At 74.5% G+C, this 23,156-nt stretch carries 22 protein-coding genes; 14 read left to right on the top strand and 8 right to left on the bottom strand.

The genetic code is table 11. The features are described 5' to 3' along the window. The first annotated feature begins 52 nt into the window (after positions 1-52). From EBO35_RS14575 to EBO35_RS14560, 4 genes are all read left to right on the top strand, one after another. A complete protein-coding gene (locus EBO35_RS14575) occupies positions 53-2,101 on the top strand; it encodes a DUF6077 domain-containing protein (protein WP_122818347.1) in 2,049 nt (682 codons plus the stop codon). Between the two features lie 85 nt (positions 2,102-2,186). After that, entirely contained in the window at positions 2,187-3,386 is a 1,200-nt protein-coding gene (locus EBO35_RS14570) for a hypothetical protein (RefSeq protein WP_122818346.1), read from the top strand. Then, positions 3,383-3,898: a hypothetical protein gene (locus tag EBO35_RS14565; RefSeq protein WP_127480758.1), complete on the top strand. Its 516-nt coding sequence runs from the start codon at positions 3,383-3,385 to the stop codon at positions 3,896-3,898. The genes EBO35_RS14570 and EBO35_RS14565 overlap by 4 nt, the downstream gene beginning before the upstream one ends. Continuing rightward, positions 3,895-5,847: an endonuclease/exonuclease/phosphatase family protein gene (locus tag EBO35_RS14560; protein WP_122818344.1), complete on the top strand. Its 1,953-nt coding sequence runs from the start codon at positions 3,895-3,897 to the stop codon at positions 5,845-5,847. Before EBO35_RS14565 ends, EBO35_RS14560 begins: the two co-directional genes overlap by 4 nt. 22 nt (positions 5,848-5,869) lie before the next feature. Here the strand turns inward: EBO35_RS14560 and EBO35_RS14555 are convergent, their stop codons facing one another. Both EBO35_RS14555 and EBO35_RS14550 read right to left on the bottom strand, forming a co-directional pair. Continuing rightward, positions 5,870-6,268 (bottom strand): DUF2304 domain-containing protein, encoded by a 399-nt coding sequence (locus EBO35_RS14555; RefSeq protein WP_122818343.1) that lies wholly within the window; start codon positions 6,266-6,268, stop codon positions 5,870-5,872. Continuing rightward, positions 6,265-7,110, bottom strand: coding sequence for a glycosyltransferase family 2 protein (locus EBO35_RS14550; RefSeq protein WP_241153711.1), 846 nt, complete (start codon positions 7,108-7,110; stop codon positions 6,265-6,267). The genes EBO35_RS14555 and EBO35_RS14550 overlap by 4 nt, the downstream gene beginning before the upstream one ends. A 233-nt stretch (positions 7,111-7,343) precedes the next feature. On the opposite strand from EBO35_RS14550, the gene EBO35_RS14545 reads away from it, so the two are divergent. From EBO35_RS14545 to EBO35_RS14525, 5 genes are all read left to right on the top strand, one after another. Continuing rightward, positions 7,344-8,534 carry an acyl-CoA dehydrogenase family protein gene (locus tag EBO35_RS14545; protein ID WP_122818341.1) on the top strand — a complete coding sequence of 397 codons (1,191 nt, stop codon included), beginning with the start codon at positions 7,344-7,346 and terminating at the stop codon, positions 8,532-8,534. Positions 8,535-8,637: 103 nt separating this feature from the next. Continuing rightward, the gene (locus EBO35_RS14540) at positions 8,638-9,921 is read left to right on the top strand and encodes a phospholipase D-like domain-containing protein (protein WP_122818340.1); all 1,284 of its coding nucleotides are present in this window, start codon (positions 8,638-8,640) and stop codon (positions 9,919-9,921) included. Between the two features lie 8 nt (positions 9,922-9,929). Further along, a complete protein-coding gene (locus tag EBO35_RS14535; RefSeq protein ID WP_164477983.1) occupies positions 9,930-12,095 on the top strand; it encodes an acyltransferase family protein in 2,166 nt (721 codons plus the stop codon). A 97-nt stretch (positions 12,096-12,192) separates the two neighbouring features. After that, entirely contained in the window at positions 12,193-12,384 is a 192-nt protein-coding gene (locus tag EBO35_RS14530) for a DUF5302 domain-containing protein (RefSeq protein ID WP_122818338.1), read from the top strand. 144 nt (positions 12,385-12,528) lie between these two features. Beyond that, complete coding sequence (locus tag EBO35_RS14525) at positions 12,529-13,062, top strand: MaoC family dehydratase (RefSeq protein ID WP_122818337.1); 534 nt, start codon at positions 12,529-12,531, stop codon at positions 13,060-13,062. A 130-nt stretch (positions 13,063-13,192) separates the two neighbouring features. Here EBO35_RS14525 and EBO35_RS14520 read toward each other — a convergent pair whose 3' ends face one another. Genes EBO35_RS14520 through EBO35_RS14510 form a run of 3 tightly spaced genes read right to left on the bottom strand, consistent with a single transcriptional unit; the run spans position 13,193 to position 16,218 of the window. Continuing rightward, entirely contained in the window at positions 13,193-13,960 is a 768-nt protein-coding gene (locus tag EBO35_RS14520; RefSeq protein WP_241153710.1) for an adenosylcobinamide-GDP ribazoletransferase, read from the bottom strand. Further along, entirely contained in the window at positions 13,957-14,985 is a 1,029-nt protein-coding gene (gene cobT, locus EBO35_RS14515) for a nicotinate-nucleotide--dimethylbenzimidazole phosphoribosyltransferase (RefSeq protein ID WP_122818336.1), read from the bottom strand. The genes EBO35_RS14520 and cobT overlap by 4 nt, the downstream gene beginning before the upstream one ends. 51 nt (positions 14,986-15,036) lie before the next feature. Continuing rightward, the gene (locus EBO35_RS14510; RefSeq protein ID WP_122818335.1) at positions 15,037-16,218 is read right to left on the bottom strand and encodes an MFS transporter; all 1,182 of its coding nucleotides are present in this window, start codon (positions 16,216-16,218) and stop codon (positions 15,037-15,039) included. A 105-nt stretch (positions 16,219-16,323) separates the two neighbouring features. Here EBO35_RS14510 and EBO35_RS14505 point away from each other — a divergent pair, with 105 nt between their 5' ends. From EBO35_RS14505 to EBO35_RS14495, 3 genes are all read left to right on the top strand, one after another. Next, positions 16,324-16,962 (top strand): DUF6758 family protein, encoded by a 639-nt coding sequence (locus EBO35_RS14505; protein ID WP_164477982.1) that lies wholly within the window; start codon positions 16,324-16,326, stop codon positions 16,960-16,962. Positions 16,963-17,032: 70 nt separating this feature from the next. Continuing rightward, the gene (locus tag EBO35_RS14500) at positions 17,033-17,911 is read left to right on the top strand and encodes a PHP domain-containing protein (RefSeq protein WP_122818334.1); all 879 of its coding nucleotides are present in this window, start codon (positions 17,033-17,035) and stop codon (positions 17,909-17,911) included. Then, positions 17,908-18,519: a MarC family protein gene (locus EBO35_RS14495; protein WP_241153709.1), complete on the top strand. Its 612-nt coding sequence runs from the start codon at positions 17,908-17,910 to the stop codon at positions 18,517-18,519. Before EBO35_RS14500 ends, EBO35_RS14495 begins: the two co-directional genes overlap by 4 nt. Before the next feature lie 21 nt (positions 18,520-18,540). On the opposite strand, the gene EBO35_RS14490 is transcribed toward EBO35_RS14495, so the two are convergent. After that, entirely contained in the window at positions 18,541-19,320 is a 780-nt protein-coding gene (locus tag EBO35_RS14490) for an SDR family NAD(P)-dependent oxidoreductase (RefSeq protein ID WP_122818333.1), read from the bottom strand. A 61-nt stretch (positions 19,321-19,381) separates the two neighbouring features. Between EBO35_RS14490 and EBO35_RS14485 the strand changes: the two genes are divergently transcribed. Beyond that, positions 19,382-20,173, top strand: a complete 792-nt coding sequence (locus EBO35_RS14485; RefSeq protein WP_122818332.1) for a ParA family protein — start codon at positions 19,382-19,384, stop codon at positions 20,171-20,173. 5 nt (positions 20,174-20,178) lie between these two features. After that, complete coding sequence (locus EBO35_RS14480; protein WP_164477981.1) at positions 20,179-20,892, top strand: L,D-transpeptidase; 714 nt, start codon at positions 20,179-20,181, stop codon at positions 20,890-20,892. A 21-nt stretch (positions 20,893-20,913) separates the two neighbouring features. On the opposite strand, the gene EBO35_RS14475 is transcribed toward EBO35_RS14480, so the two are convergent. Next, a complete protein-coding gene (locus tag EBO35_RS14475) occupies positions 20,914-21,387 on the bottom strand; it encodes a hypothetical protein (RefSeq protein ID WP_122818330.1) in 474 nt (157 codons plus the stop codon). A 105-nt stretch (positions 21,388-21,492) separates the two neighbouring features. Beyond that, the gene (locus EBO35_RS14470; RefSeq protein WP_122818329.1) at positions 21,493-23,094 is read right to left on the bottom strand and encodes a DEAD/DEAH box helicase; all 1,602 of its coding nucleotides are present in this window, start codon (positions 23,092-23,094) and stop codon (positions 21,493-21,495) included. Positions 23,095-23,156: the final 62 nt, after the last annotated feature.

The following is a 23,156-nucleotide window of genomic DNA, read 5'->3' as shown; positions in this document are numbered from 1 at the left end:
CGCGCCGCCGGACCCCGCCCGGGACCGACCAGGAAGTGGACCAACCTCCGCGATGATCCGACGTACCGTCGACGCCGTCCTCGACAGCGCCGTCCTCTCCTTCGCGCTCTGGACGCTGTTGTACTGCCTGGGTCTGCCCACCCAGTGGTCGCTGTGGCCGAGCGGCTGGATCTGGCTGGTGGCCACGCTGGCGATCCTGGTCTGGCAGGTCCGGCGCGCGCTGCGAGCGCCCGGGCGTGGCGCGGAGCCGGCAGCCGGCCCGGAGCCGGACCTCGACCCGGGCCTGGACTCCGGCGACGCCCGGCCCGGCTCCCTGGCCTCCGCGGCGCGGGCGCTGCTGGTCGTCGGCCTGGTCGCCGCGGCCGGGGCCCTGCTCGGCGGCCTGCTGTGGCGTCCGGGCCTCTTCTGGCCCACCTGGCTGGCGACGGTCGTCGCCGCCGCCAGCCTCGCCTGCTGGGCCTGGATCTCCGGCCGCGTCGAGCTGCGCCGCAGCGCCCGCGAGGCCGTGGGCGCCGGCCCGGGCGCCCGCGCCGACCTGACCGTGCTCGCGGTCGCCGCCGGAGTCGCGGTGCTGAGCCTGTTCGTGCACCTCGGCGACACCGACGACCCGTACTACATGAACCGCTCGGTGTGGATCGCCGAGCAGGGCAACGCGGCGACCCGGGACACGATGTTCAGCCCCGAGGTGTTCAACACGCCGTACGGCGGCGGCATCCCGGTCGCCTCGATCGAGGGCCTGATCGGCGTGCTCGCGCACCTGCTCCGGCTCGAGACCGGCACGGTGGCGTACCTGCTGGTGACCCCGGTCGCGAGCGCCCTCTCCGTGTGGGCGCTGTGGCGCCTGGTCCGGGCCTGGGCTCCGCGGCGCCAGCTGCTGGCGCTGCTGGCGGCCGTGGCGTTCCTGCTGCTCAGCGGGGACTCGATGCTCGGCAACTTCTGGATCGTGCGGATCTGGCAGGGCAAGGTGCTGGCCGTCGCCATCCTGATGCCGCTGATCTGGGCCTACCTCACCGACCTCGCCGGCACCCGCGACGCGGGGGAGCGCCGGCGCCTCCTGCTCCTGCTGCTCGCCGCCGGCGTCGCGTTCTTCGGGCTGACCCCGACCGCGATGGTGTGGGCCCCGCTGATGTTCGCGGCGGCGCTGCTGGCCGCCGTGGTGCTGCGCTCGCGGCCGCTGGCCCTCGGCGGCGGCCTGATGGTGCTCGGCCCGATCGTCAGCGGCCTGGCCGTCGTGGTGTTCTCCAGCGAGGTCGGCGGCAAGGACCCGGTGCCGCTCAGTGCCTACGACAGCTTCGTGCGGATGCTGGGCGACCTCGCGCCGATGGTGGCGCTGAGCCTGGTCGCGCTGGCCCTGGCGCCGGCGCTCGCCGCCCGCGGCGCGGCCACCGCCCTGGCCGCTGCCTCGGTGCTGGCCGCCGTCGTGGTCTACGCGCCGGGGATCCTCGGCCTGGTCAACCTCGTGACCGGCTCCGGCCCGATCCTGTGGCGGATGCTGTACGTCGCGCCGGTCCCGGTCCTGGTCGGGCTCCTGGTGACCCTGCCGTGGGCCACGCCGCGGGCGGTCCGGCCCGCGCTGGTGCGCGCGGTGGCCGTCGCCGGCGTCGCGGTGGTGGTCCTCGGCCTGGCGTTCGGGGGCCGCCCGATCTGGAGCCACACCGGGCACGGCGGGCCGGTCACCGTCGAGGACGGGCCGGTGTGGAAGCTCGACCTCGAGGCGCTCGACGACGTCCGCGCGCTCGACGAGCGCGGCATGGAGGGTGTGGTGCTGCTGCCCCCGCGGCGGATGAAGGTGATGACGATGTACACCACCGAGGCGTTCCCGGTGGTGCCGCGCGACTGGTTCGTGGGCAACATCGAGGAGCCGGCCGCCAGCCGGAAGGCCCGCAAGCTGCTCTCCGGCGTGGCCGCTGGCAAGCCGCCGTTCCCGTCGGCCCGCGCGGTCGACAAGGCGCTGGACCAGCTCGACGTGAGCCTCGCCTGCACCGGTGAGACCCCCTACCGGGACCGGGTCGTGGAGCTGTTCGAGCAGGCCGGCTACGGCCCGGAGGAGCAGGTCGGGTCGTTGACCTGCCTGCCCCGCGAGGACCGCTCCGACGGCTGATCGGGCTGTGTTACCCCGTTAGGCTGGGCGCGGCGTCCGGGAACGTACCGTCGCGAGCAGCACCTCAGGACACGAAAGGACACCCGTGGGGGACACCGTGGGCGAGCAGCGGGTCATCCTGCACATCGGTCTGCCGAAGACCGGCACCTCGTTCGTCCAGAGCGTGCTCCGGGACAACGCCGACACGCTCGCCGGCCACGGCGTGCGGCTGCCCGATGTGACCCGCCACCAGGTGTTCCTCGGCGTCCTGCACGTCACCGACCGGGTCCGCAGCTGGGGCCGCTCCGAGCAGGCCGCCGAGCAGGCCTGGGAGCAGATCGTGGCCGGCGTACGCCGCCGGCCGGGCACCGTCGTGCTGAGCAGCGAGACGCTGTGCCTGGCCAGCCCCGACCAGATCCGCCGGATCCTCGCCGACCTGGAGGGGGTGCGCGTCGACGTCGTCGTGAGCGCCCGCGACCTGGCCCGGCAGCTGCCCGCGGAGTGGCAGGAGAGCGTCAAGCACGGGCGCCGCACCAGCTACCCGGCGTTCCTGCGCTCGGTGCTGGGCCCCGTCCCCGACGGACCGGAGGAGCCGGACGAGCCGGGCGAGCCGGTCGAACCGGACGAGGACGACGCGGTCGCGGGCGACCGGGCCGGGACCGGACGGACCGGCCGCCGGTTCTGGCGCGCCCAGGACCTGCCGGCCGTCCTGGACCGCTGGGCCACCGCCGTGGGGGTCGAGCGCGTGCACGTCATCACCTGCCCGCCCCCGGGCGCTCCCCGCGACCTGCTGTGGCGCCGCTTCGCCGAGGTCGCCGGGCTCGCCGGCGTTCCGGTGACGCTCCCGGAGGCCTCGGTCAACCACTCCCTGGGTCGGGCCCAGACCGAGGTGCTGCGCCGGGTCAACCAGCGCCTCGTGCGCCGCGAGGACGTGCTCGGGTACGGCGACGTGGTCAAGCGCCTCTACGCCGGCACCTTCCTGCGCGGCCAGGGCGGGGCGAAGGTCGTGCTGCCGCCGGCGTACGACGAGCGCGTCCGCGAGCTCGGGGCCGCCTGGCGCGACGAGCTGGCCGGGCGCGGCTACCCGGTGGTCGGCGACCTGGACGAGCTCGTGCCGCCGCCGCGCACCGAGGACCCCGGCGCGCAGCGGCCCCGGACCGGCGAGCTGCTCGAGGTCTCCCTGGACGCCACGGCCGAGCTGCTCACCGAGGTGCAACGGCTGCGTCGGGAGAACAGCCGGCTGCGTGAGGAGTCGGAGCGTCCCCGCAACCGGTGGAGCCGGCGCCTCGGAGCGGGCCGGCGATGACCGGCCGGCGCTCGGCCGAGGACCGCGCGACGATCGGCGTCGTCGCGCTGATCGGCGTCGCGGTCGTGCTGCTCCTGCTCGCGCTGACCGGCGTCTTCGGCGGCGACTCCCCGGAGGCCGGGACCGACCGGCCGACGCCTGGCCCCGGCAGCGCGTCGTCCTCCGCCGGCACCGAGCGCTCGGAGGCCGAGGACGACGCCGCCCGGTTCGCCCAGATCGTGCTGCTGGAGTGGAGTCGCCCGGACGTCGGCTACACCGAGTGGTGGTCGGCGCTGCGCGAGCACCTGAGCCCGGGCGCCCGCGAGGCCTACGCCCACACCGACCCCGCGTCGGTGCCGGTCCTGGGCGACCCCGAGGTCGAGGAGGTCGACCTCGACGAGCGCGGGAGCAGCGGGACGGTCTGGTTCACGACCGGCGCGGGCCGGTTCGGCGTCGACGTCTCCCGCACCCTGGAGGAGCGCTGGCAGGCGCACCGGATCGTGTTCCCGGAGACGAGGTCGATGTTCGGATGAACAGGTGGAGCCGCAGGACCCCGGCCTCCGGGCTGGCGGGGCTGGCCGGGCTGGTGGCGACGGCCGCGCTGGTCGGGCCGCTGGCCGGGCCGGGCGCCGGACATCCGGCCGCGGTCGCCGAGCCGGCCCAGGACGCGGGCGTCTACGAGGTGACCTGCGCCCGGGCCGCCCCGGCCCCCGCCCTGCGGGTGCGCGGGCGGGATGCCGACCGCGAGCAGCGGGGCGTCCGCGCGGTCGCCGCGCGCGGCCAGGCGCTCGGCGTACCGGCCCGGGCGCAGGCGCTCGCCGTGGCCGCCCATCTCGCCGGCGGCCTCTCCGGGGACTCCTCCGACGACCCCTCCGACGACGACGAGGCCGCGTCGTTCTACCGGCGCCTGGTCCGCATCGACGACTGGACCTCGCTGCCGCCGACGCTCGCGATCCACCGGGTCCTCAAGGGACCCGACCCGTTCGCCTACGAGTCCGCCTGGGCCTCGGCGCTGGTCGCCCTGGCCGGCGCCACCGGGCGCAGCCCCGCCTCGGTCACCGCCCGCACGGCCACCGGGGCCCTGACCCCCGCGTCCTGCCGGTCCTCGGCGGGCGAGGAGCGGGGCCTGCCGCTGCCCGAGGGCACCGGCTACCTGGTGCGCAACGCAGGAGCTCCGGTGACTCCCGCGGCCCCCGGGACGATCACCGCGGCGCCGACGGCGGCTCCGGGCACCGAGCCGCCCGCCGCGCCGACGCCGTCCGAGACTCCCGGGAGGTCCGCCCAGCCGGAGCCCGGTCGCCCGGCGGCCGCCACCCTGTTCGAGGCCTCCTGCGGCACCCCCGTGCTGGCGGCCACCGCGGGCCGGGTGCGGGTCGCCGACAGCCCGGCCGCCGCGGGTCGCTGGCTGGTCGAGGTGCGCTCGGGGGCGGAGTCGGTCTGGTACTCCCACGTCCAGCAGCCCAGCGTGAAGACCGGCGACGTGGTGGTGGTCGGGCAGCCGATCGCCGAGGTGGGCGACCTCGGCGACGTCGAGCGCTGCGCCCTGGGGCTGGCGCTGCGACGCCAGGACGGCGTCGAGCTCGCCGGCCTCCCACTGCTGCGCCACCTGCTGGGCAGTACGACGGTGCGCGGCGCCGGCGGCGGTGCTGCCGCGCCGGGCGCGCCCGCCACGGTCCGCCCCCGGCCGCCGGCGCCGACCGCCACGACGGTCCCGGAGACGATCTTCCGCGCCGCCTCCTTCAACGTCCTCGGCCACCACCTGACCGCACCCGGCGGCTCGAAGAAGGGCTACGCCGCCGGGACCACCCGGATGGCCCAGGCGCTGGCGCTCCTGGAGCGGCAGCAGGTCTCGGTCGTGGTGCTCAACGAGTTCGAGTCCGAGCAGGCCGGCGTGGTCACCGGCGACGGGGACTGGGGCCTGCACCGGGCCACCCCCAACGACACGTTCCGCCGCTCGGGGAGCACCGGTGGCAACGCGATCGCCTGGCGCAGCGACACCTGGGAGCTGGTCGACACCACCGAGGTCCAGGTGGCCTGGGAGCGCACCCTGCACATGCCGGTGGTGCTGCTGCGCCACCTCGACACCGGCGCCACCGTGTCGGTGATGGGCGTGCACAACCCGGCGTCGACGGCGAAGCAGGGCGACCAGCAGGGCGCCCGCGAACGGGCCCGGGCCACCGAGCTCGCGTTCATCACCAGCCAGCTCGAGGCCACCCAGGCTCCGCTGCTGCTCGCCGGCGACTTCAACGAGCGGGACTCCGCGTTCTGCGGCATGACCGCCACCGGGCTGCTGTCGTCCTCGGCCGGCGGCAGCTCCGGCCCGGGCTGCTCGCCGCCGCGGCACGGCCCGGTCGACTGGATCTTCGGCTCCCAGGAGCTCACCTTCACCGGCCAGTACATCGACCGGTCCACGTTCGGCTCGATCAGCGACCACCCGCTGGTGATCGCCGACGTGGTCTACCCGGCCCACCAGGAGGGCTGACCCCCGGCGCGGGCGTCGCGGGTCAGGCGCCGGGGCGCTCGGGGCCGTCGCCCGGGTCGGCCGGGTCCGGGCCGCGCTGAGGTGCGGGGGAGGAGATCTCCAGGCGCAGCAGCGCGACCTCCTCGGCCAGCACCCGGGTCTTCTCCTCCAGGCGCCCGAGCTCATAGCTGTGCTGGAGCGTGATCAGCAGCAGCACCAGGCTGGCGGCGAAGAAGAGCAGGTTCGCCGGCACCTCCACGCCGATCAGCTCGGCGACCCCGGTGAGCAGGCTGGGGAAGACCGCGAGCGTGATCACGCCGAGCGCGACCACGAACCAGAGCACTGCGTACTTCTCCCGGATCCGGTGGCGGCGCAGCAGCTCGAAGAGCGCCACCAGCACCACGACGGAGCCGAGCAGGCCCAGGACGATGCTCGACCTCATGGGCGGCCTCCCTCGGATGCGGACGGCCGGGCCGGATCGGACGAGCCGGCGGCCTCGACGACGGGTACGCCGCCGGGCGGGCTCGGCAGCGCGTCGTGCGAGCTGTCGATGTTCGGCCACTTGCGGACCAGGGCGAGACCGAGCGCGACCACGGCCCGGGACAGGTAGACAGCCGCCTGCACCGGGGTCTGGCTGGCCGTCCCCGCCTGGCGCGGGCGCATCTGCACCGGCACCTGGGTGACGGTGCAGCCGGCCCGCAGTGCGATGACCGTCGACTCGACGGTGTCCCCGAGGTACTCGGCCGGGTAGTGGGCGGCGAAGAGCGTGGCCGCGCGCCGGTTCGCGACCCGAAACCCGCTGGTCACGTCGGTGAGGCGGGTCCGGGCCATCCGGGACAGGGTGCGGGCCAGGACCTTCATCGCCACGCCGCGCAGCAGCGAGACCCGGTACGGGGCGCCCTCGCCGGCGAACCGGGCGCCGATGACGAGGTCGGCGTGCTCGAGGTGGTCCAGCAGCGTCGGCAGGTAGCGGGGGTCGTGCTGGCCGTCGGCGTCGATCTGGACCGCGACGTCGTAGTGGTGACGCAGCGCGAACCGGTAGCCGGCGCGCATCGCGCCGCCGACGCCGAGGTTGAACGGCAGCCGGCACACCAGCGCCCCGGCCGCCTCCGCGACCGTCGCGGTCGCGTCGGTGGAGCCGTCGTCGACGACGAGGACGTCGACGGAGGGGTTGGTGGCGCGTACCTCGGCGATCGTCGCGGCCACCGAGTCCTGCTCGTTCCAGGCCGGCACGATCACCAGGACGCGACCGTGGGGGCGCGCGGGATCGGCGGGGGTGGACACGACCGGCACCCTACCGGCCCGCTGCCGGCAGACACCGCGCCGGCCGGTGCCCCGCGCGGCCATCCGCCCGCGGCCCGCCCGCGGGCCGCCCGTGTGAAGCACGTCACGGCGCGGATTCGCGTACCGATGGGTAACGTCTGGGCGGTCGCCCGCGCCGTACGATCCGGGCTGCACCGGCAGCACCCAGGCCAGCACCCGCCGTACCCAGCCAGCACCTGACTAGGAGCGTCACCATGGGCCGCCTCTGCGAGACCGACGGACTCACCGAAGACCAGACCGAGATCCTCAAGGCGGTGCGGACCTTCGTCGAGGAGAAGATCCTCCCGGTCGCCACCGAGCTCGAGCACGCCGACGAGTACCCCACCGAGATCGTCGAGGGCCTCAAGGAGCTCGGCATCTTCGGGCTGATGATCCCCGAGGAGTACGACGGGCTGGGGGAGTCGCTCCTGACCTACGCGCTGTGCGTGGAGGAGATCGCGCGGGGCTGGATGAGCGTCTCCGGCGTCATCAACACCCACTTCATCGTGGCGTACATGCTGATGAAGCACGGCACCGAGGAGCAGAAGCGCAAGTACCTGCCCCGGATGGCGACCGGCGAGGTCCGGGGCGCCTTCTCGATGTCCGAGCCGTCGCTGGGCTCCGACGTCTCCGCGATCCGCACCAAGGCCACCCGCACCGAGGACGGCTACGAGATCACCGGCCAGAAGATGTGGCTGACCAACGGTGGCTCGTCCAACCTGGTCGCGGTGCTGGTGAAGACCGACGAGGGTGCCGACTCGGTCTACAAGAACATGACCACGTTCCTGGTCGAGAAGGAGCCGGGCTTCGGCGAGACCGCCCAGGGCGTCACGGTCCCCGGCAAGATCGAGAAGATGGGCTACAAGGGCATCGACACCACCGAGATGGTGTTCGAGGGCCACCAGATCTCCGCCGACCAGATCCTCGGGGGCGAGCCCGGCAAGGGCTTCTACCAGATGATGGACGGCGTCGAGGTCGGCCGCGTGAACGTCGCGGCCCGCGCCTGCGGCATCGCCAACCGCGCCTTCGAGCTCGGGGCCGCCTACGCCCAGCAGCGCGAGACCTTCGGCAAGCCGATCGCCCAGCACCAGGCGATCCTGTTCCGCCTCGCGGAGATGGCCACCAAGGTCGAGACCTCGCACGCGATGATGGTCCGCGCGGCCCGCAAGAAGGACGCCGGCGAGCGCAACGACGTCGAGGCCGGCATGGCGAAGATGGTCGCCAGTGAGTACTGCAACGAGGTCGTCGAGGCGTCGTTCCGCATCCACGGCGGCTACGGCTACTCCAAGGAGTACGAGATCGAGCGGCTCTACCGTGAGGCGGCGTTCATGCTCATCGGCGAGGGCACCTCCGACATCCAGAAGATGATCATCGGGCGCAGCGTCCTCAAGGAGTACCGCCTGTAGTCGGCGGGCTCGACCAGGGGGCGGACGCGCCGCTGGGGATGCCTCGATCGCCGGACGGCTGGGATACCGTGACCCGGTTGTCCGGTGCTAAGGAGTTCCCTGCATGTCTGTCTTCCGATCCGTGGCGGTCGCCGCGACTGCGGCGATCCTCTCCGTGGTTCTCGCAGTCCCCGCCGGAGCCGCGCCGGTCGCGGCCGGCCAGGCGCCCGTGGCCGAGGCCAAGAAGAAGGCCGGGGGCTGGACTCCGAAGAACGGGGTCATCTTCAGCGACCCGACCGTGGCGAAGCGCAAGCGCGTGATCCACAACCAGGTGCTGCGCTCGATCCGCTCGACCCACCGCTCGGGCTCGATCCGGATCGCGGTCTGGAACTTCGACAACCGCCAGCTGGCCAGCGCGCTGATCGCGGCCCGCCGCCGCGGCGTGACCGTGCAGATGGTCGTCGCCGGCAGCGTGGAGAACCCGAACTTCTCCTACCTGCGCAAGCAGCTGAACAAGAACCGCAAGGACGACAGCTGGGCGCGCAAGTGCACCGGCGGCTGCCGCAGCAGCGCGAAGGTGATGCACTCGAAGTTCCTGCTCTTCAGCCGGATCCGCGGGGCCCGCAACGTCAGCATGTTCGGCTCGCTGAACCTCACCACGGCCGCGATCCAGCGGCAGTGGAACGACCTGGTCACCACCCGGGACGCCAAGCTCTACACCAAGCTCGGCAAGGTCTTCGGCGAGTACGCCCGCGACATCCGCAAGAAGAACCCCTACCAGGTCACCGACCTCGGCAAGTACCGCGTCACGCTGTTCCCCGCGCGCAACCGCAACCCGGTCGCCGCCGAGCTGCGCAAGGTCACCTGCAAGGGCATCCCGCGGCGCAACGGCAACGGCAACGGCCGCACGGTGATCCGGATCGCGATCGCCGGCTGGTACGACTCCTACGGCGACCAGATCGCCAAGCAGGTTCGCCGGCTGTACAACGGCGGCTGCGACGTCAAGATCGTCACCACTCAGTCCGGCCGCGGGATCAACGCCAAGCTGCGCAGCACCGCCGGCCGCGGCCCGATCGCTACCCGCTCCCTGGCCCCGGACACGAACCGCGACGGCGTGCCGGAGCGGTACCTGCACATGAAGTACCTCGCGATCAACGGCGGCTACAACGGCTCCAAGACCGCGAACGTCGTGTTCACCGGCTCCCCGAACTGGAGCACCCGGGCGCAGACCAGCGACGAGATCTGGATCCGGATGAAGGGCCTCTCGCGCCGCTACATCCGCCACGTGAACCGCCTCTACGCCTCGCCGTCGGCCGGGTACGCGTTCTCCTCGAACTTCGGCAGGAACGACGCCGACGGGCGCTCCCAGACCCCGACTCCGATGCCTGACTGGTTCGAATTGAATTGATCCCCCGCGTGCGCGCCGGTCGCCGCGCGTCCTCGCAGGGGGACGGCGCGGCGGCCGACGCCGGGAGCGGCGCTCGGCGCGGCTTCCGCGGTGACATCCAGGGCCTGCGCGCCGTCGCGGTCCTGCTCGTGGTCGCCGACCATGCCGGTCTGGGTCCGCTGCACGGCGGGTTCATCGGCGTCGACGTCTTCCTGGTGGTCTCGGGGTTCCTGATCACCGGCCTGCTGCTGGCCGAGGTCGAGCGCAGCGGCACCGTCTCGCTCGCCGGGTTCTACGCCCGCCGGGCCCGCCGGATCCTGCCGGCCGCCTCGCTCGTCCTGGCGGTCACGGCGGTCGCGGGCTACCTGATCCTGGCCGGTGCCGACCTGCTCCGCCTGGTGCAGGACAGCATCTGGGCGGCGTTCTTCGCGGCGAACATCAAGTTCGCGCGCGACGAGACCGACTACTGGGCCCAGGACGAGAGCACCTCCCCGATCCAGCACTACTGGTCGCTGGCCGTGGAGGAGCAGTTCTACCTGGTCTGGCCGCTGCTCCTGGTCGTCCTGGTGCTGCTCCTGCGGCGGCGCGCCCGCGCGGGATCGTCAGCACCGGCCACGCCCGGTGCGGGCGCCGTACGCCGGGCCGCCCTGGCCACGATCGCGCTGCTCAGCCTCGCCTCGTTCGCGTTGGCGGTGCGCGGCGTCGCCGCCGACCCGACCGGTACCTACTTCTCCACAGCGGCCCGGGTCTGGGAGCTGGGCCTGGGCGCCGGCCTGGCCGCCGCCATGCCCTGGGTGGCACGTCGCCCGGCAGCCGTCCGCGGCCTGCTGGCCTGGGCCGGCCTGGCGGCCGTGGCAGCGAGCGCGCTGCTGTTCACCGAGGCGACCCGGGTGCCGGGCTGGCCCGCGCTGCTCCCGGTCCTCGGCGCGGGCGCGCTGCTGGCCTGCGGGGACGCGCCGGTGCGCTGGGGGCCCGCCCGGGCGCTCTCGGTGGCGCCGCTGCGCTGGGTCGGCGACCGCTCCTACTCGCTCTACCTCTGGCACTGGCCGGTGCTGGTCCTCGGCGCCGCCCTGCTCGAGGTGCGCGGGCTCTCCGGGTGGCAGGCCCTGGCCGCGGTGCTGCTGGCGCTCGTGCTCTCGGACCTCTCCTACCGCTTCGTCGAGAACCCGGTGCGGCACACGCAGCTCCTGCGCGGCCGGCGCCGCGGCCTGGTGCTCTACCCGGCCTCGCTGGCCGCCCTCGGCGTCGTCCTGGCGGTGGTGCACACCGTCGTGGTCCACGACTTCGCCCAGCCCCGGCCTCCGGTCACCGCCGCGGCGTACGCCGACCGGGGCCTGGCGAAGGACCCGCACGTCGCGCTGGTGCAGGCGTCGGTGCTGGCCGGCCGCGCCGACGCCGAGGTGCCCAGCCCGCTGCGGCCCGCCGCGCTCGGGCTGTCCGACCGGGTGGCGGCCGACCTGGGGGAGTGCTCCTACTCGGGCCAGGACTATCCGCTGCCGCTGTGCCCGCGCGGAGACCCCGACGGTGAGAAGGTCCTCGTGGTCCTCGGCGACTCCCACGGGCGGCACTGGGCCGAGGTGCTCGACGGGATCGCCCGCAAGCACGGCTACCGGGCGTACTTCCTGGTGCTGGCCGGCTGCAACGCCGCGTCGGTGCAGCCCTGGTCGGCCGTCGACGACGCCCCGGACGAGGAGTGCGCGGCGTTCCACGCCTGGTCCCAGGAGCAGGTCGAGCAGCTGCGGCCCGACGTCACAGTGCTCTCCAACGACACAGTCGGCGCCTACGTCGGCCCGGACGGCGAGCGGGTCTCCGACACCGCCGAGGTGGCTCGCCTGCTCGAGGACGGGCTCACCGAGCGGCTCGCCTCGCTCCGGCCGCTCGCGGAGCGGGTGGTCGTGCTGGCCGACGTACCGCGGCTGCGCACGCACCCCAGCGACATCTCCCGCCGCGGCGCCACGCTCGGCGACGGGCTGGCGAAGCCGAACGGCCGGTCGATGCGGATGCGGGACGCGGCCAAGCGGGCGGCGGAGCGGGCCGGGGCCGAGCACGTCGAGACCCGGCAGTGGTTCTGTGCCTACGGCGAGTGCCCGGTCGTGGTCGGCGACTTCATCACCCGCCGCGACTACGGCCACCTGACCCTGGAGTACGCCGCGTCGCTGGCCGACCCCCTCGACCGGGCCCTGGCCCTGCGCTGACCCGGCCGGGGTCCGCGGGTCGGTTACCCGGTCGACGGCTCCGCCCGCGCCTGGAAGGGTGGGAGGGCCCCTACCCGTCACGACCTCGGAGGACCCCATGACCGAACCGCGAGAAGACGACAGCGCGGAGGACCTCAAGTCCCGGATGCGGGAGGCCCTCGAGCGCAAGCAGGCGAACGACCGGGGCGTGCCCCAGGCGGGTCCGGTGCGCGAGAAGGCGCACGGCTCGGAGGTCGTCGGCGGCGGGCCGCGGATGCACCGCCGCAAGGCGGGTGGGGGCGGGTCCTGAGCGTCCCGGGTCGGCGCCCCCGGACGCCGGTCACGAGCGTGACGAACCGCACGCGGGAGCCTCTCCCGCGTGCGGTTCGCGTTCGGCCAAGATGAGGCCCACCCGCCGGCCCCGGAGCCGGTCCGTCGAGGTTGAGGAGCACCCGTGCAGTTCGGTCGCAGCTACGAGGAGTTCGAGGTCGGCGCGACGTACAAGCACTGGCCGGGCAAGACGGTCACCGAGTACGACGACCACCTGTTCAGCCTGCTCACGATGAACCACCACCCGCTGCACATCGACGAGAACTATGCAGTGGAGACGACCCAGTTCAAGAAGAACGTCGTGGTCGGCAACTACATCTACTCGATCCTGCTCGGCATGAGCGTCGCCGACGTCTCCGGCAAGGCGATCGCGAACCTCGAGGTCGAGTCGCTGCGCCACGTCGCGCCGACCTTCCACGGGGACACGATCTACGGCGAGACCACGGTCCTGGAGAAGGTGCCGTCCAAGAGCCGCGACGACCGTGGCGTGGTCACCGTCGAGACCATCGGCTACAAGCAGGACGGCACTGTCGTGTGCATCTTCCGCCGCAAGGTGATGGTGCCGACCCGTGCCTACCTCGACGAGCGCGGCGGCGACCAGCCCGGCCGCCCCCGCCCGGTGCCGGACAAGAACTGGCCCGGCCCCCAGACCGACTGACCCGTACGCCGACCCGGCAGTTCTGGTCGCGCGGAGTACGCCGACCCGGCAGTTCTGGTCGCACCCGAGCGACCATTTCTGCCGGGTCGGCGGGTCTGGCGCGACCATTTCTGCCGGGTCAGCGGAACGGTCAGGTCGCGGCGAGCAGCATCAGGGCGAGCGCGACCTCGATCGCGGCGCCCATGACGTCGCCGGCGACGCCGCCGAAGCGGCGTACGGCGCGCCGGGCCAGCCAGGCGACCGCGGCCAGGGCGACCGCCGCGCAGAGCAGGCCGCGCCACCACGGCAGGTCGGCGAGGGCGGCGACGGCGCACAGCGCCGCGGCCAGGACCAGCCACAGGCCGACGATCGCCGCCGGCGGCACCGAGGACACGTAGCTCGCCGCGAGCCCGGTCTTGCGGGCCGGCGGCAGGCCGCGCACGCAGAGCACGACGGCGACCCCGCGGGAGGCGCACACCAGCGCCCCCGCCAGCACCGGTCCCCAGGCCGGCGCGAGGAGTGCGGCGGCCGCACCGACCTGGACGGCTAGCACCAGCGCGATCGCCGCGGCGCCCGCCGGCCCGGTGTCGCCGCGCTTCATCACCGCCAGCGACCGCTCGGCGTCGTAGGAGCTGGCCAGGGCGTCGGTGGTGTCCGCGAGCCCGTCGAGGTGGAACCCGCGGGAGCCCAGGGCCAGGGCGGCGATGGCAGCGGCGGCGACCGCGAGCGGCGCCAGCCCGAGCTCGCGCCCGCCCCACAGCACCCCGGCCACCAGCAGCCCCAGCGGCAGCACGGCCACCGGGGCGAGCAGCATCCCGGGCACGGTGACCCGTCGCTCGAACGAGGCCGGCGGCCGGACCGGGATCGCGGTCAGCGTGCCGACCGCGAAGCGGAGCGGGTCCAGGGCCGCGTGGGTCAACCAAGCACCTCGGAGAGCAGCGCGACGTCGCGCAGCACCAGCGCCGCCGAGCGCAGCACCGGCAGCGCGAGCAGCGCCCCGCTGCCCTCACCCAGCCGCATGTCGAGGTCGAGGACCGGGTCCAGCCCGAGCTTGTCGAGGGCCAGCGCCTGGGCGGGCTCGGTGGACCGGTGCCCGGCCGCGAACCAGGCGGCGGCGCCGGGTGCCAGCCGGTCGGCGAGGACCGCCGCGGCCACCGAGATGACCCCGTCGAGCAGCACGGGTACGCCGGCGCGGGCCGCCGCGGCGAGGTACGCCGCCTGGGCGGCGAGGTCGGCGCTGCCCAGGGCGGCGAGGGTCTCGATCGGGTCAGCGACCCGGTCGCCGGCCCGGTCCAGGGCCTGCTGGACGACGGCGGTCTTGTGCGCCAGCCCCGCCTCGTCGACGCCGGTGCCGCGGCCGGTGACCTCGCTGGCCGGCAGGCCGAGCGAGGCCGCGATGAGGGCGGCCGCCGGGGTGGTGTTGCCGATGCCCATGTCGCCGCCGACGAGCAGTTGGGCGCCGGCGGCGATCTCCTCCGCGGCGACGGCCTCGCCGACGCCGATGGAGGCCCGGGTCTCCTCGGGGCTCAACGCGTCCTCGAGGTGGATCGCGCCACTGCTGCGGCGTACCTTGCGGGCCCCGATGCGCGGGTCCAGGCCGGTGAGGTCGCCGGCCACCCCGAGGTCGAGCAGCCGCAGGGCGACGCCGTGCTGCGCGGCCAGCGCCGAGACGACCGCGCGGCCGGAGGCCATCGTGCGGACCATGGCGGCGGTCACCTCCGCCGGGTACGCCGAGACGCCGTGCGCGGCGACCCCGTGGTCACCGGCGAAGACGACGGCCCGGACGCGCTCCAGGGGTGCCGGGACCGCCGACCCCTGGGTGGCGGCGACCCAGACCGCCAGGTCGCCCAGGCGGCCCAGGGCGCCCGCGGGGGTCGCCAGCGCGGCAAGCCGGCGGGTGGCCTCGTCCCGGACCTGGGCGGACGGGGGCTGGACGGGCGACACGGGGGACCTCCGGGGATCGGGAGCTGGCCGTGGCAGGCTACCTCCGCCGGGTCAGCCCGCGGCCGATGCGGGGGCCGGGCGCGGAACCACGAAGACCCGCGCGAGCGGCACCATCGCGAGCACCAGCACCATCGGCACCGCGAAGCCCACGCGCAGCGACCCGGCGCCGACCACGCCGGTCAGCACGGAGCCGAGCAGCGCGCCGACGTAGTTGAACTGGTTGAAGCGCGCGATCACCGCGTCGACGCGGGCCCGGCGCACGGCCGGGTCCAGGCCCGAGCCGGCCGCGAGGCGGGCCGCGGCGGAGAAGCTCAGCGGGGCGATCACCGAGACGCCGGCACCCAGCAGCGTGAAGCCGAGCACGGCGACCGGCCAGGACGGGGCGGCGACGACGACGGCGAGGGCCAGCGCGGCGAGGAGTGCGCCGACCCGCAGCACCCGGGCCGGCCCCCACCGGGCGACCAGCCGGTCCCCGCCCAGGCGCACCAGCCCGCTGGCCACCAGGTACGGCAGCGTCGCCAGGGCCACCAGGCCCTCGGGGCTCTCAACGACCTCGTCGAGGTAGACGGGGCCCCAGGTGGTGGCGGCGGTGTCGACCATGTAAAAGAGCACCATCGCGACCCCGACGAGCGCGATCGGGCGCCACGGGACAGCCACCTGCGCCGCGGTGAGGCGGGTCGGCGCCCCGCGGTCGCCGGGCAGGAACCCGGCCCCGAGCGCGACGGTCAGCGGCACCACCGCGAGCGCCGCGGCCACCTCGGTCGGGAGGCCGCTGGTGGCCAGGGTCAGGCCGGCGCCGACCACGCCACCCAACGTCCACGCCCCGTGGAAGGACGGCAGCAGCGGGCGGTCGTAGCGGTGCTCGAGCGCCACCGCCTGCATGTTCGTGCCGGCATCGACCAGTCCGAGCGCCACCCCGTAGGCGGCCAGGGCGGCGGCGAAGACGCCGGCTGCCGGAGCCAGGGCGAGCACGCCGACGGCCGCCCCGACGAGCAGCAGCCCGGTGCGCAGCACCCGGGCGCTGTCGTGGCGGCGGGCCACGGACTCCGCCAGCACCGAGCCGACCCCGGCCAGCAGCACCATCATCAGCAGCAGCCCGGAGAGCTCGAGCTCGGAGAGGTCCCACCGCTCGGCGAAGTCCGGGAGCCGGGTGGTGAGGCTGATCAGGACCAGGCCCTGCACGCCGAAGCCGGCCAGGACCGCGGCCCGGGCCCGACGCAGCGTCGGTGTCATGGGCGGGATCGTCGCACGCGCGCCCCCGCCGCGGGCGGGAACCGCGCGGCCCGGGGGTCACGGGCTGGGCTTGACGGACTGGGGCCGGCTGGCCACGGTGGGAGGATGTCGCTGGAGGCCGGCTGCCCGCGTTGCCCGATCCCGGTCGCCCGGTCGACGCCCGCCGGCGGGTGGTGCTGTCCCGAGCACGGCCCGGTCCCGCCGCTGTGGCGCCCGGCCGAGGCCGGCTACGAGTGCTTCGTCGAGCACCTCGGACGCTCGGCGAACCTCCCGACCTACCTGCCCTGGCCGCTGGGTCCCGGGTGGCAGGTCACCGACGTCGCCTCGGTCGGCGAGCCCGGCCGCGCGGTCGCGACGGTGACCGGCTGCTCCGGCAGCACCGCCCTCGACGGGCCGGTCGACGTCCTCGTGGTGGCCGAGGACCCCGGGACCGGCCTCGGCGCGCGGGTGGCCGGCACCCGGCACGTCGACGCCGGCGGGGAGGTGGGCCTCGGGCCGCCGGCGGTCGTCGTGCGCCTGGGCAGCCAGACCGTCCGGATGTGGCCGGTCTCGGTCCACGACGGGGCGGGGGAGTGGGACCGCTCGGTCGTCGTGGGGGAGGCGCACGGACGCTGGCTGTGGCTGGTGCTGCGGCCGGCGTCCGCGATCCTGCTGCTGGCCGGGGACTGGATCATGCGCGACGTCTCCGAGCTCGGCCCGCAGCTGGTGGAGCTCTCCTTCGGAGGCCCGCGGCCACCCTGGTGAGGGGCCGCGTGAGTCGATTCACGCTCGTGCGGGCAGGGGGTCGGAGGCCCCGCACCCCTAAGGTAGGCCGGTGCGCATCGACCTCCACACCCACTCCCGGGCGAGCGATGGCACCCAGACCCCGACCGAGCTCGTCGGCGCGGCGGTCGCCGCGGGCCTCGACGTGCTCGCGCTCACCGACCACGACACCACCGACGGCTGGGCCGAGGCCGCCGAGGCCGCCGAGCGCCAGGGGCTGGAGCTGGTGCGGGGCATGGAGCTCAGCACCCGCCACCAGGACCACGGCGTGCACCTGCTCGCCTACCTGCCCGACCCGACGTACCCGCCGCTGGTCGAGGAGCTGGACCGGGTCCTGGCGGGCCGGCGCGGCCGGGTGCCGACGATGATCGCCCGGCTGCGGGAGCTCGGCATCGGGATCGACGAGGAGGACGTGCGCCGGGCCGCGGCCGGCACCGCCGCCACCGGCCGCCCGCACGTCGCCGACGCCCTGGTCGCCCGCGGTGTGGTGGCGGACCGCACCGAGGCGTTCGACCGCTTCCTCGGCTGGGGGCGTCCCGCCCACGTGGACCGGTACGCCGCGCCGCTGGTCGACGTGATCCGGCACGTCGCCGCCGCCGGCGGCGTCACGGTCGTGGCCCACCCCTGGGGACGCAGCAGCCGCCGACGACCCGACGAGCAGGACCTCGCGCAGCTGCAGGAGATCGGGCTGGCCGGGATCGAGGTCGACCACCAGGACCACGACGAGCCCACCCGGGCCGAGCTGCGCGCGATCGCGCGCAACCTCGGGCTGGTCGTCACCGGGTCCAGCGACCACCACGGCGCCGGCAAGCTCGACCACGACCTCGGCGTCAACACCACAGCACCCGAGGAGTACCACCGCCTGCTGGACCTGGCTGCCGCCGCCTCGGCGGCGTCCGGCCGCCGCACCCCGGAGGTCGTCCGACCGTGAGCGTGCTGGACACGGTGCTGCTGGTCGAGGTCTTCGTGACGCTCTTCGTGATCATGGACCCCGTCGGCACCGTCCCGATCTTCCTGTCGCTGACCAGCGGGCGCTCGGCGGACTACGCCCGCCGGGCGGCCGGCCAGGCGGTCGGGGTGTCGTTCTTCGTGATCGTGGCCTTCGCGATCTTCGGCCAGCAGATCCTGTCCTACCTGCACATCTCGCTCCCGGCCCTGCAGTGCGCCGGCGGGCTGCTGCTCCTGCTGATCGCGCTGGAGCTGCTGACCGGCAACGAGAAGGAGCCGACCTCGGCCACCGGCAACGTCGCGATCGTCCCGCTGGCCACCCCGCTGCTGGCCGGACCGGGCGCGATCGTGGCGGTGATGCTGTTCGTCGAGCGCATCGACGACGTCGCGACGTTCGCCGCGGTGGCGATCGGCGTGATCGCGATGCACGCGTGCCTGTGGGTGGCGATGCGGTTCTCGCTGCCGATCCTGCGGCTGATCCGGGAGTCCGGCGTCCTGCTGGTCACCCGGATCGCCGGCCTGCTGCTCTCGGCCATCGCGGTCCAGCTGGTCGCCGACGCAGTCCGGGCGTTCATCGCCGGCGAGGGCTGAGCCCGGGCGGTCGGCCCGCGGTCACCTCCGGCCGAGGGCCTGGAGCCGCTGGAGCACCCGGTTCGGCACCACCCGCGCCAGTCCGGTGATCACCTTGTACTGCGTGCTGGGCACCGAGTACACCCGACCCCGGTCGTAGTCGGCCAGTGCCTGGGCCACCAGGTCGTCGGCGTCGAGCCACAGGAAGTCCGGGGCCGAGCCGCGCCCGACCTCCATCCGGGCGTGGAACTCGGTCTTGGTGAAGCCCGGGCACAGCGCCATCACCCGCACGCCCCGGTCGCGGTACTCGTTCGCTGCCCACTCGCTGAAGCTGTTCACCCACGCCTTGGCGGCCGAGTAGGTGCCGCGGGGGAGGAACGCCGCGACGCTGGAGACGTTGATGACCCCGCCGCGGCCCCGCTCGGACATCGGGCCCAGTGCGGCGTGGCTGAGCCGCAGCACCGCGGTGACCAGGACCTCCAGCATCCCGGTCTCGGCGTCGATGTCGTTGTCGAGGAAGCGGCCCTTGAGCCCGAACCCCGCGTTGTTGACCAGCAGGTCGACCGGCCGCTCTGGGTCGCGCAGGCGCTGCTCGACCCGGCCCAGCTGCTCGCGGTCGGCGAGGTCGGCGGGGAGCACCTCCACCTCCACGCCGTACGTCGTGCGCAGCTCGGTGGCCACCTCGTCCAGGCGGGCCCGGTCGCGGGCGACCAGCACCAGGTCGTGGCCGCGACGGGCGAGCTGGTGGGCGAAGGAGAGGCCGATGCCGGCGGTCGCGCCGGTGACCAGCGCGGTGGGGGCAGTGGAGGTCGCGTCGGGCATGACGGAAGTCAAGCAGGTCGCTGAGTGGCGTCCGGCCCGGCGTCCGGCATGATGGGCCCCGATGACCACCACACTCGCGGTCGCGAACCAGAAGGGCGGCGTCGCCAAGACGACCTCGGTCGCCTCCCTCGGTGCTGCGCTCGCGGAGCTGGGCCACCGGGTGCTGCTCGTCGACCTCGACCCGCAGGCGTGCCTGACGTTCTCGCTGGGGATCGACCCCGAGGACCTGGAGCTCTCGGTCCACCAGGTGCTGACCGGCGGCCTCGCCCCCGACGAGGTGGTGCTCGGCACCGAGGACGGCGTGGACCTGATGCCGGCGACCATCGACCTGGCGCGCGCGGAGGCCGAGCTGCTCACCCGCACCGGTCGGGAGCAGGCGCTGAAGGTCGCGCTCGCGGACCTGCGGACGCCGTACGACTGGGTGCTGCTGGACTGCCCGCCCTCGCTCGGGGTGCTGACGGTCGCGGGGCTCACGGCCGCGGACGGCGTGCTGGTGCCGCTGCAGTGCGAGACCCTCTCCCACCGCGGGGTGGGCCAGCTGCTCGACACCGTCCACGACGTACGCCGGTTCACCAACCGCGGGCTCGAGGTCTGGGGCGTGCTGCCGACGCTCTACGACGGCCGGACCACCCACGCGCGCACGGTGCTGGAGACGATCTCGCAGACCTACGACCTCGAGGTCGTCGGGCCCCCGATCCCGAAGACGATCAAGTTCGCCGAGGCGCCCGCCGCGGGCCGCTCGATCCTCGCCACCAGCCGCACCAGCAAGGGCGCCCAGGCCTACCGCGCGGTGGCCGAGGGCCTGGTGGCCCGGGCCGGCCGGACGCCGCGGGCCGCGGCCGGGCGGTCGTGACCCCGGTGGCCAAGCACCGTGCCCAGCCCGTCCGGCCGCGCTACGGCCGGATCTCGGTCCTGGCGACCTCGCTGGCGGTGACGGCCGTGGCCGTCCTGGGCGCGAGCGGCGTGCTGCCGACGCCGGGCGGGGAGACAGCCAGGGGAGCAGCCAACCGAGCCGCCACGGCGGAGGACTCGCCCGGGCCGGTGGCCGCGCCGACGCCGAACGTCGTCGCGAGCCCGGAGGTCGACGCGAGCCCCGAGCCGGCCGCCGCCTCCCCGGAGGCGGCACCCGCCGCCTCCCCGGAGGCAGTACCCGCCGCCTCCTCGGAGGCAGTACCCGCCGACTCCGGCCAGGGACGGCGGATCGTGTTCAGCCAGTCGCGGCAGCGGGTCTGGCTGGTCACGCGCTCGGGCCGGGTGCAGCGGACCTACCCGGTCTCGGGCAGCGTCGAGGACAACCTCGACCCCGGCACCTACACGGTCTACTCCCGCTCCGAGGACGCCGTGGGCATCGACGACTCCGGGACGATGCGGCACTTCGTCCGGTTCACCCAGGGCCCCAGCGGCGCCGCCATCGGCTTCCACGACATCCCGGTCGACGACGGCCGCCGGGTGCAGACCGTCGCCCAGCTCGGCACCCCGCGCTCGCACGGCTGCATCCGCCAGCGGCCGGTCGACGCCCGCGCGCTGTGGGCGTTCGCCCCGCTCGGCACCACTGTCGTCGTCACGCCCTGATCGACGGCGCCGAGCCGTCGCTCAGCTCGCCGCGCACCGGCCCTCGGCGGCCCGCACCGCCATCCGGTGGCCGTCGTCCGCACGCGTGACCACGACGGTGAGGCACCCGGCCGGGCCGCCGTCCCGGGCGCGCAGCGTGACGTCGTACGCAGTCTCCTGCCGCTCGGCGGTGTGGGGACCGGTGTCGACGCGCGAGGCCAGGTCGACCGGATGTCCGAGCTCCGCCCCCACCTGACGGCGCAGCTCCACCGCCGGCAGCACGAAGCTCTCTCCGTCGAGCCGGTCGGCCACCTGCTCGACGGCATCCGCCAGCTCGTCCTCGGAGGCAGTCAGCTCGTCCCAGGTGAGAAAGGCGGAGCACGCCGCTGCGACTCCCGTCAGCAGCCAGGGGACGACCAGGACCCGGGAGCGGGGGCCGCGGCGCGCCGCCCACGTGCCGAGCACCGCGCTGATCAGCAGGCAGAGGACGAGGGCCCAGCCCCACCACAGGTTCACCGCCTGGGTCTACCCCGCCGGCACGGGAGAAAACGTCAGGCAAATGCCGACCGGCCCGGCTGCCGGAGCAGTCGGGCCGGAGGGCGCGGGAGGTCGTGCCGGGGCTCAGGCGCCCGTGGGTGCGGCGTCCTGCGCCGAGCCGCCGGCCTCGGACGAACCGCCCGGGCCGGAGGAGCGCCGGCGCCGGCGCCGGTTCCGGCTGGGGCGCGCCTCGCCGTCGGCGGCGGGGGCGGCCGCGGGCTGCTCGGCGACGGGCTCGGCAGCGGCAGCAGTGGCCGGGGCCGGGGCGTCGCCGGCCACTGTCGAGCCGCCGCGGGTGCGGGTCCGGCTGCGGTTGCGGGCCGGGCGGTCGCCGCTGCGCTCCCGGCGCTCACCGCGCTCACCGCGCTCGTCGCGGGACTCGCGCGGCTTGCGCTCCACCGGGGCGGCGTCGACGACGCGGCCCTTGGTGCCGGGCGGGATGCCCATGTCGTGCAGCAGGTGGTCGGAGGTGGAGTAGGTCTCCTGGGGCTCGTCGAAGGGCAGGTCGAGCGCCTTGTTGATCATCTTCCAGCGGTGCAGGTCCGCCCAGTCGACGAACGTGACAGCGATGCCGGAGGCCCCCGCGCGGCCGGTGCGGCCGATGCGGTGGATGTAGGTCTTCTCGTCCTCGGGGCAGGTGTAGTTGATGACGTGCGAGACGCCGCGCACGTCGATGCCGCGGGCGGCCACGTCGGTCGCGACGAGGACCTGGATCTTGTCCTCGCGGAACTTCGTCAGCGCCTTCTCGCGCGCCACCTGGGCCATGTCGCCGTGCAGCGGGCTGGCCTTGAAGCCGCGCTCGGTGAGGTCGTCGGCGATCCGCTGCGCCTGGCGCTTGGTGCGGGTGAAGACGATGATCTTCTCCACGTCCACCGCCTGCAGGATCCGCCCGATGATCTCGGGCTTGTCCAGGTCGTGGGCCTGGTAGATGAACTGCGCGGTCGCCGGGACCGTGGCGTTCTCGTAGGAGGACTCCGCGCGGATGTTCATCGGGTGCCGCATGTGGGTGCGGGCCAGCGCGACGATCGCCGCGGGCATGGTGGCCGAGAACAGCATGGTCTGGCGGGTCTCGGGCGTCATCGAGAGGATCCGCTCGACGTCGGGCAGGAAGCCCAGGTCGAGCATCTCGTCGGCCTCGTCGAGCACGAGCGCGTGCACGTGCGAGAGGTCGAGGGCGCGGCGGTTGGCCAGGTCGATGAGGCGGCCGGGCGTGCCGACGACGATGTCGACGCCGGACTCGAGCGCCTCGAGCTGGGAGTCGTAGCCGACCCCGCCGTACACGGTCAGGACGCGCAGGCCGCGGTCGGCGCTGGCCAGGGTGAGGTCGCTGGAGACCTGGAGCGCGAGCTCTCGGGTCGGCGCCACGATCAGGGCCTGCGGCTTGCCCTGGGGGAGCTGGGCGTAGTCGGGGTCCTTGGGGGAGACGCTGCGCTGCAGCACCGGGATGCCGAAGGCGAGGGTCTTGCCGGTGCCCGTGCGGGCCTGGCCGATCATGTCGGTGCCCATCAGGGCGACCGAGAGCGTCATCTCCTGGATGGCGAAGGGGGTGCTGATGCCGGCGCGCTCGAGCGCGTCGCAGATCTCGGCGTGGACTCCGAGCTCGCGGAACGTGGTGGTCAGTGTCTTGTCTCTTTCGTGAGTTTCAGCCGTCAGACCGAAGTGAGTGTCGGTTGCGGCGGAACTCATCGAGAAGGCTCGTGACCCAGACGACGGCATCAGCCGCGCACATGCAGGCGGCGCCGCCACGG

This window comes from Nocardioides pantholopis, assembly GCF_003710085.1.
Lineage (GTDB): Bacteria > Actinomycetota > Actinomycetes > Propionibacteriales > Nocardioidaceae > Nocardioides > Nocardioides pantholopis.
This window is presented reverse-complemented; position numbering and strand designations above follow the sequence as displayed.

Excerpts from the sequence above, each read along its gene's own strand:
- EBO35_RS14530 (WP_122818338.1), top strand. The coding sequence starts at position 12,193 with ATGACCGAACCGCGAGAAGACGACAGCGCGGAGGACCTCAAGTCCCGG.
- EBO35_RS14490 (WP_122818333.1), bottom strand. The coding sequence starts at position 19,320 with ATGCCCGACGCGACCTCCACTGCCCCCACCGCGCTGGTCACCGGCGCG.
- EBO35_RS14505 (WP_164477982.1), top strand. The coding sequence starts at position 16,324 with ATGTCGCTGGAGGCCGGCTGCCCGCGTTGCCCGATCCCGGTCGCCCGG.
- EBO35_RS14565 (WP_127480758.1), top strand. The coding sequence starts at position 3,383 with ATGACCGGCCGGCGCTCGGCCGAGGACCGCGCGACGATCGGCGTCGTC.
- EBO35_RS14545 (WP_122818341.1), top strand. The coding sequence starts at position 7,344 with ATGGGCCGCCTCTGCGAGACCGACGGACTCACCGAAGACCAGACCGAG.
- EBO35_RS14470 (WP_122818329.1), bottom strand. The coding sequence starts at position 23,094 with ATGAGTTCCGCCGCAACCGACACTCACTTCGGTCTGACGGCTGAAACT.
- EBO35_RS14555 (WP_122818343.1), bottom strand. The coding sequence starts at position 6,268 with ATGAGGTCGAGCATCGTCCTGGGCCTGCTCGGCTCCGTCGTGGTGCTG.
- EBO35_RS14485 (WP_122818332.1), top strand. The coding sequence starts at position 19,382 with ATGACCACCACACTCGCGGTCGCGAACCAGAAGGGCGGCGTCGCCAAG.
- EBO35_RS14575 (WP_122818347.1), top strand. The coding sequence starts at position 53 with ATGATCCGACGTACCGTCGACGCCGTCCTCGACAGCGCCGTCCTCTCC.
- EBO35_RS14560 (WP_122818344.1), top strand. The coding sequence starts at position 3,895 with ATGAACAGGTGGAGCCGCAGGACCCCGGCCTCCGGGCTGGCGGGGCTG.
- EBO35_RS14540 (WP_122818340.1), top strand. The coding sequence starts at position 8,638 with ATGTCTGTCTTCCGATCCGTGGCGGTCGCCGCGACTGCGGCGATCCTC.
- EBO35_RS14510 (WP_122818335.1), bottom strand. The coding sequence starts at position 16,218 with ATGACACCGACGCTGCGTCGGGCCCGGGCCGCGGTCCTGGCCGGCTTC.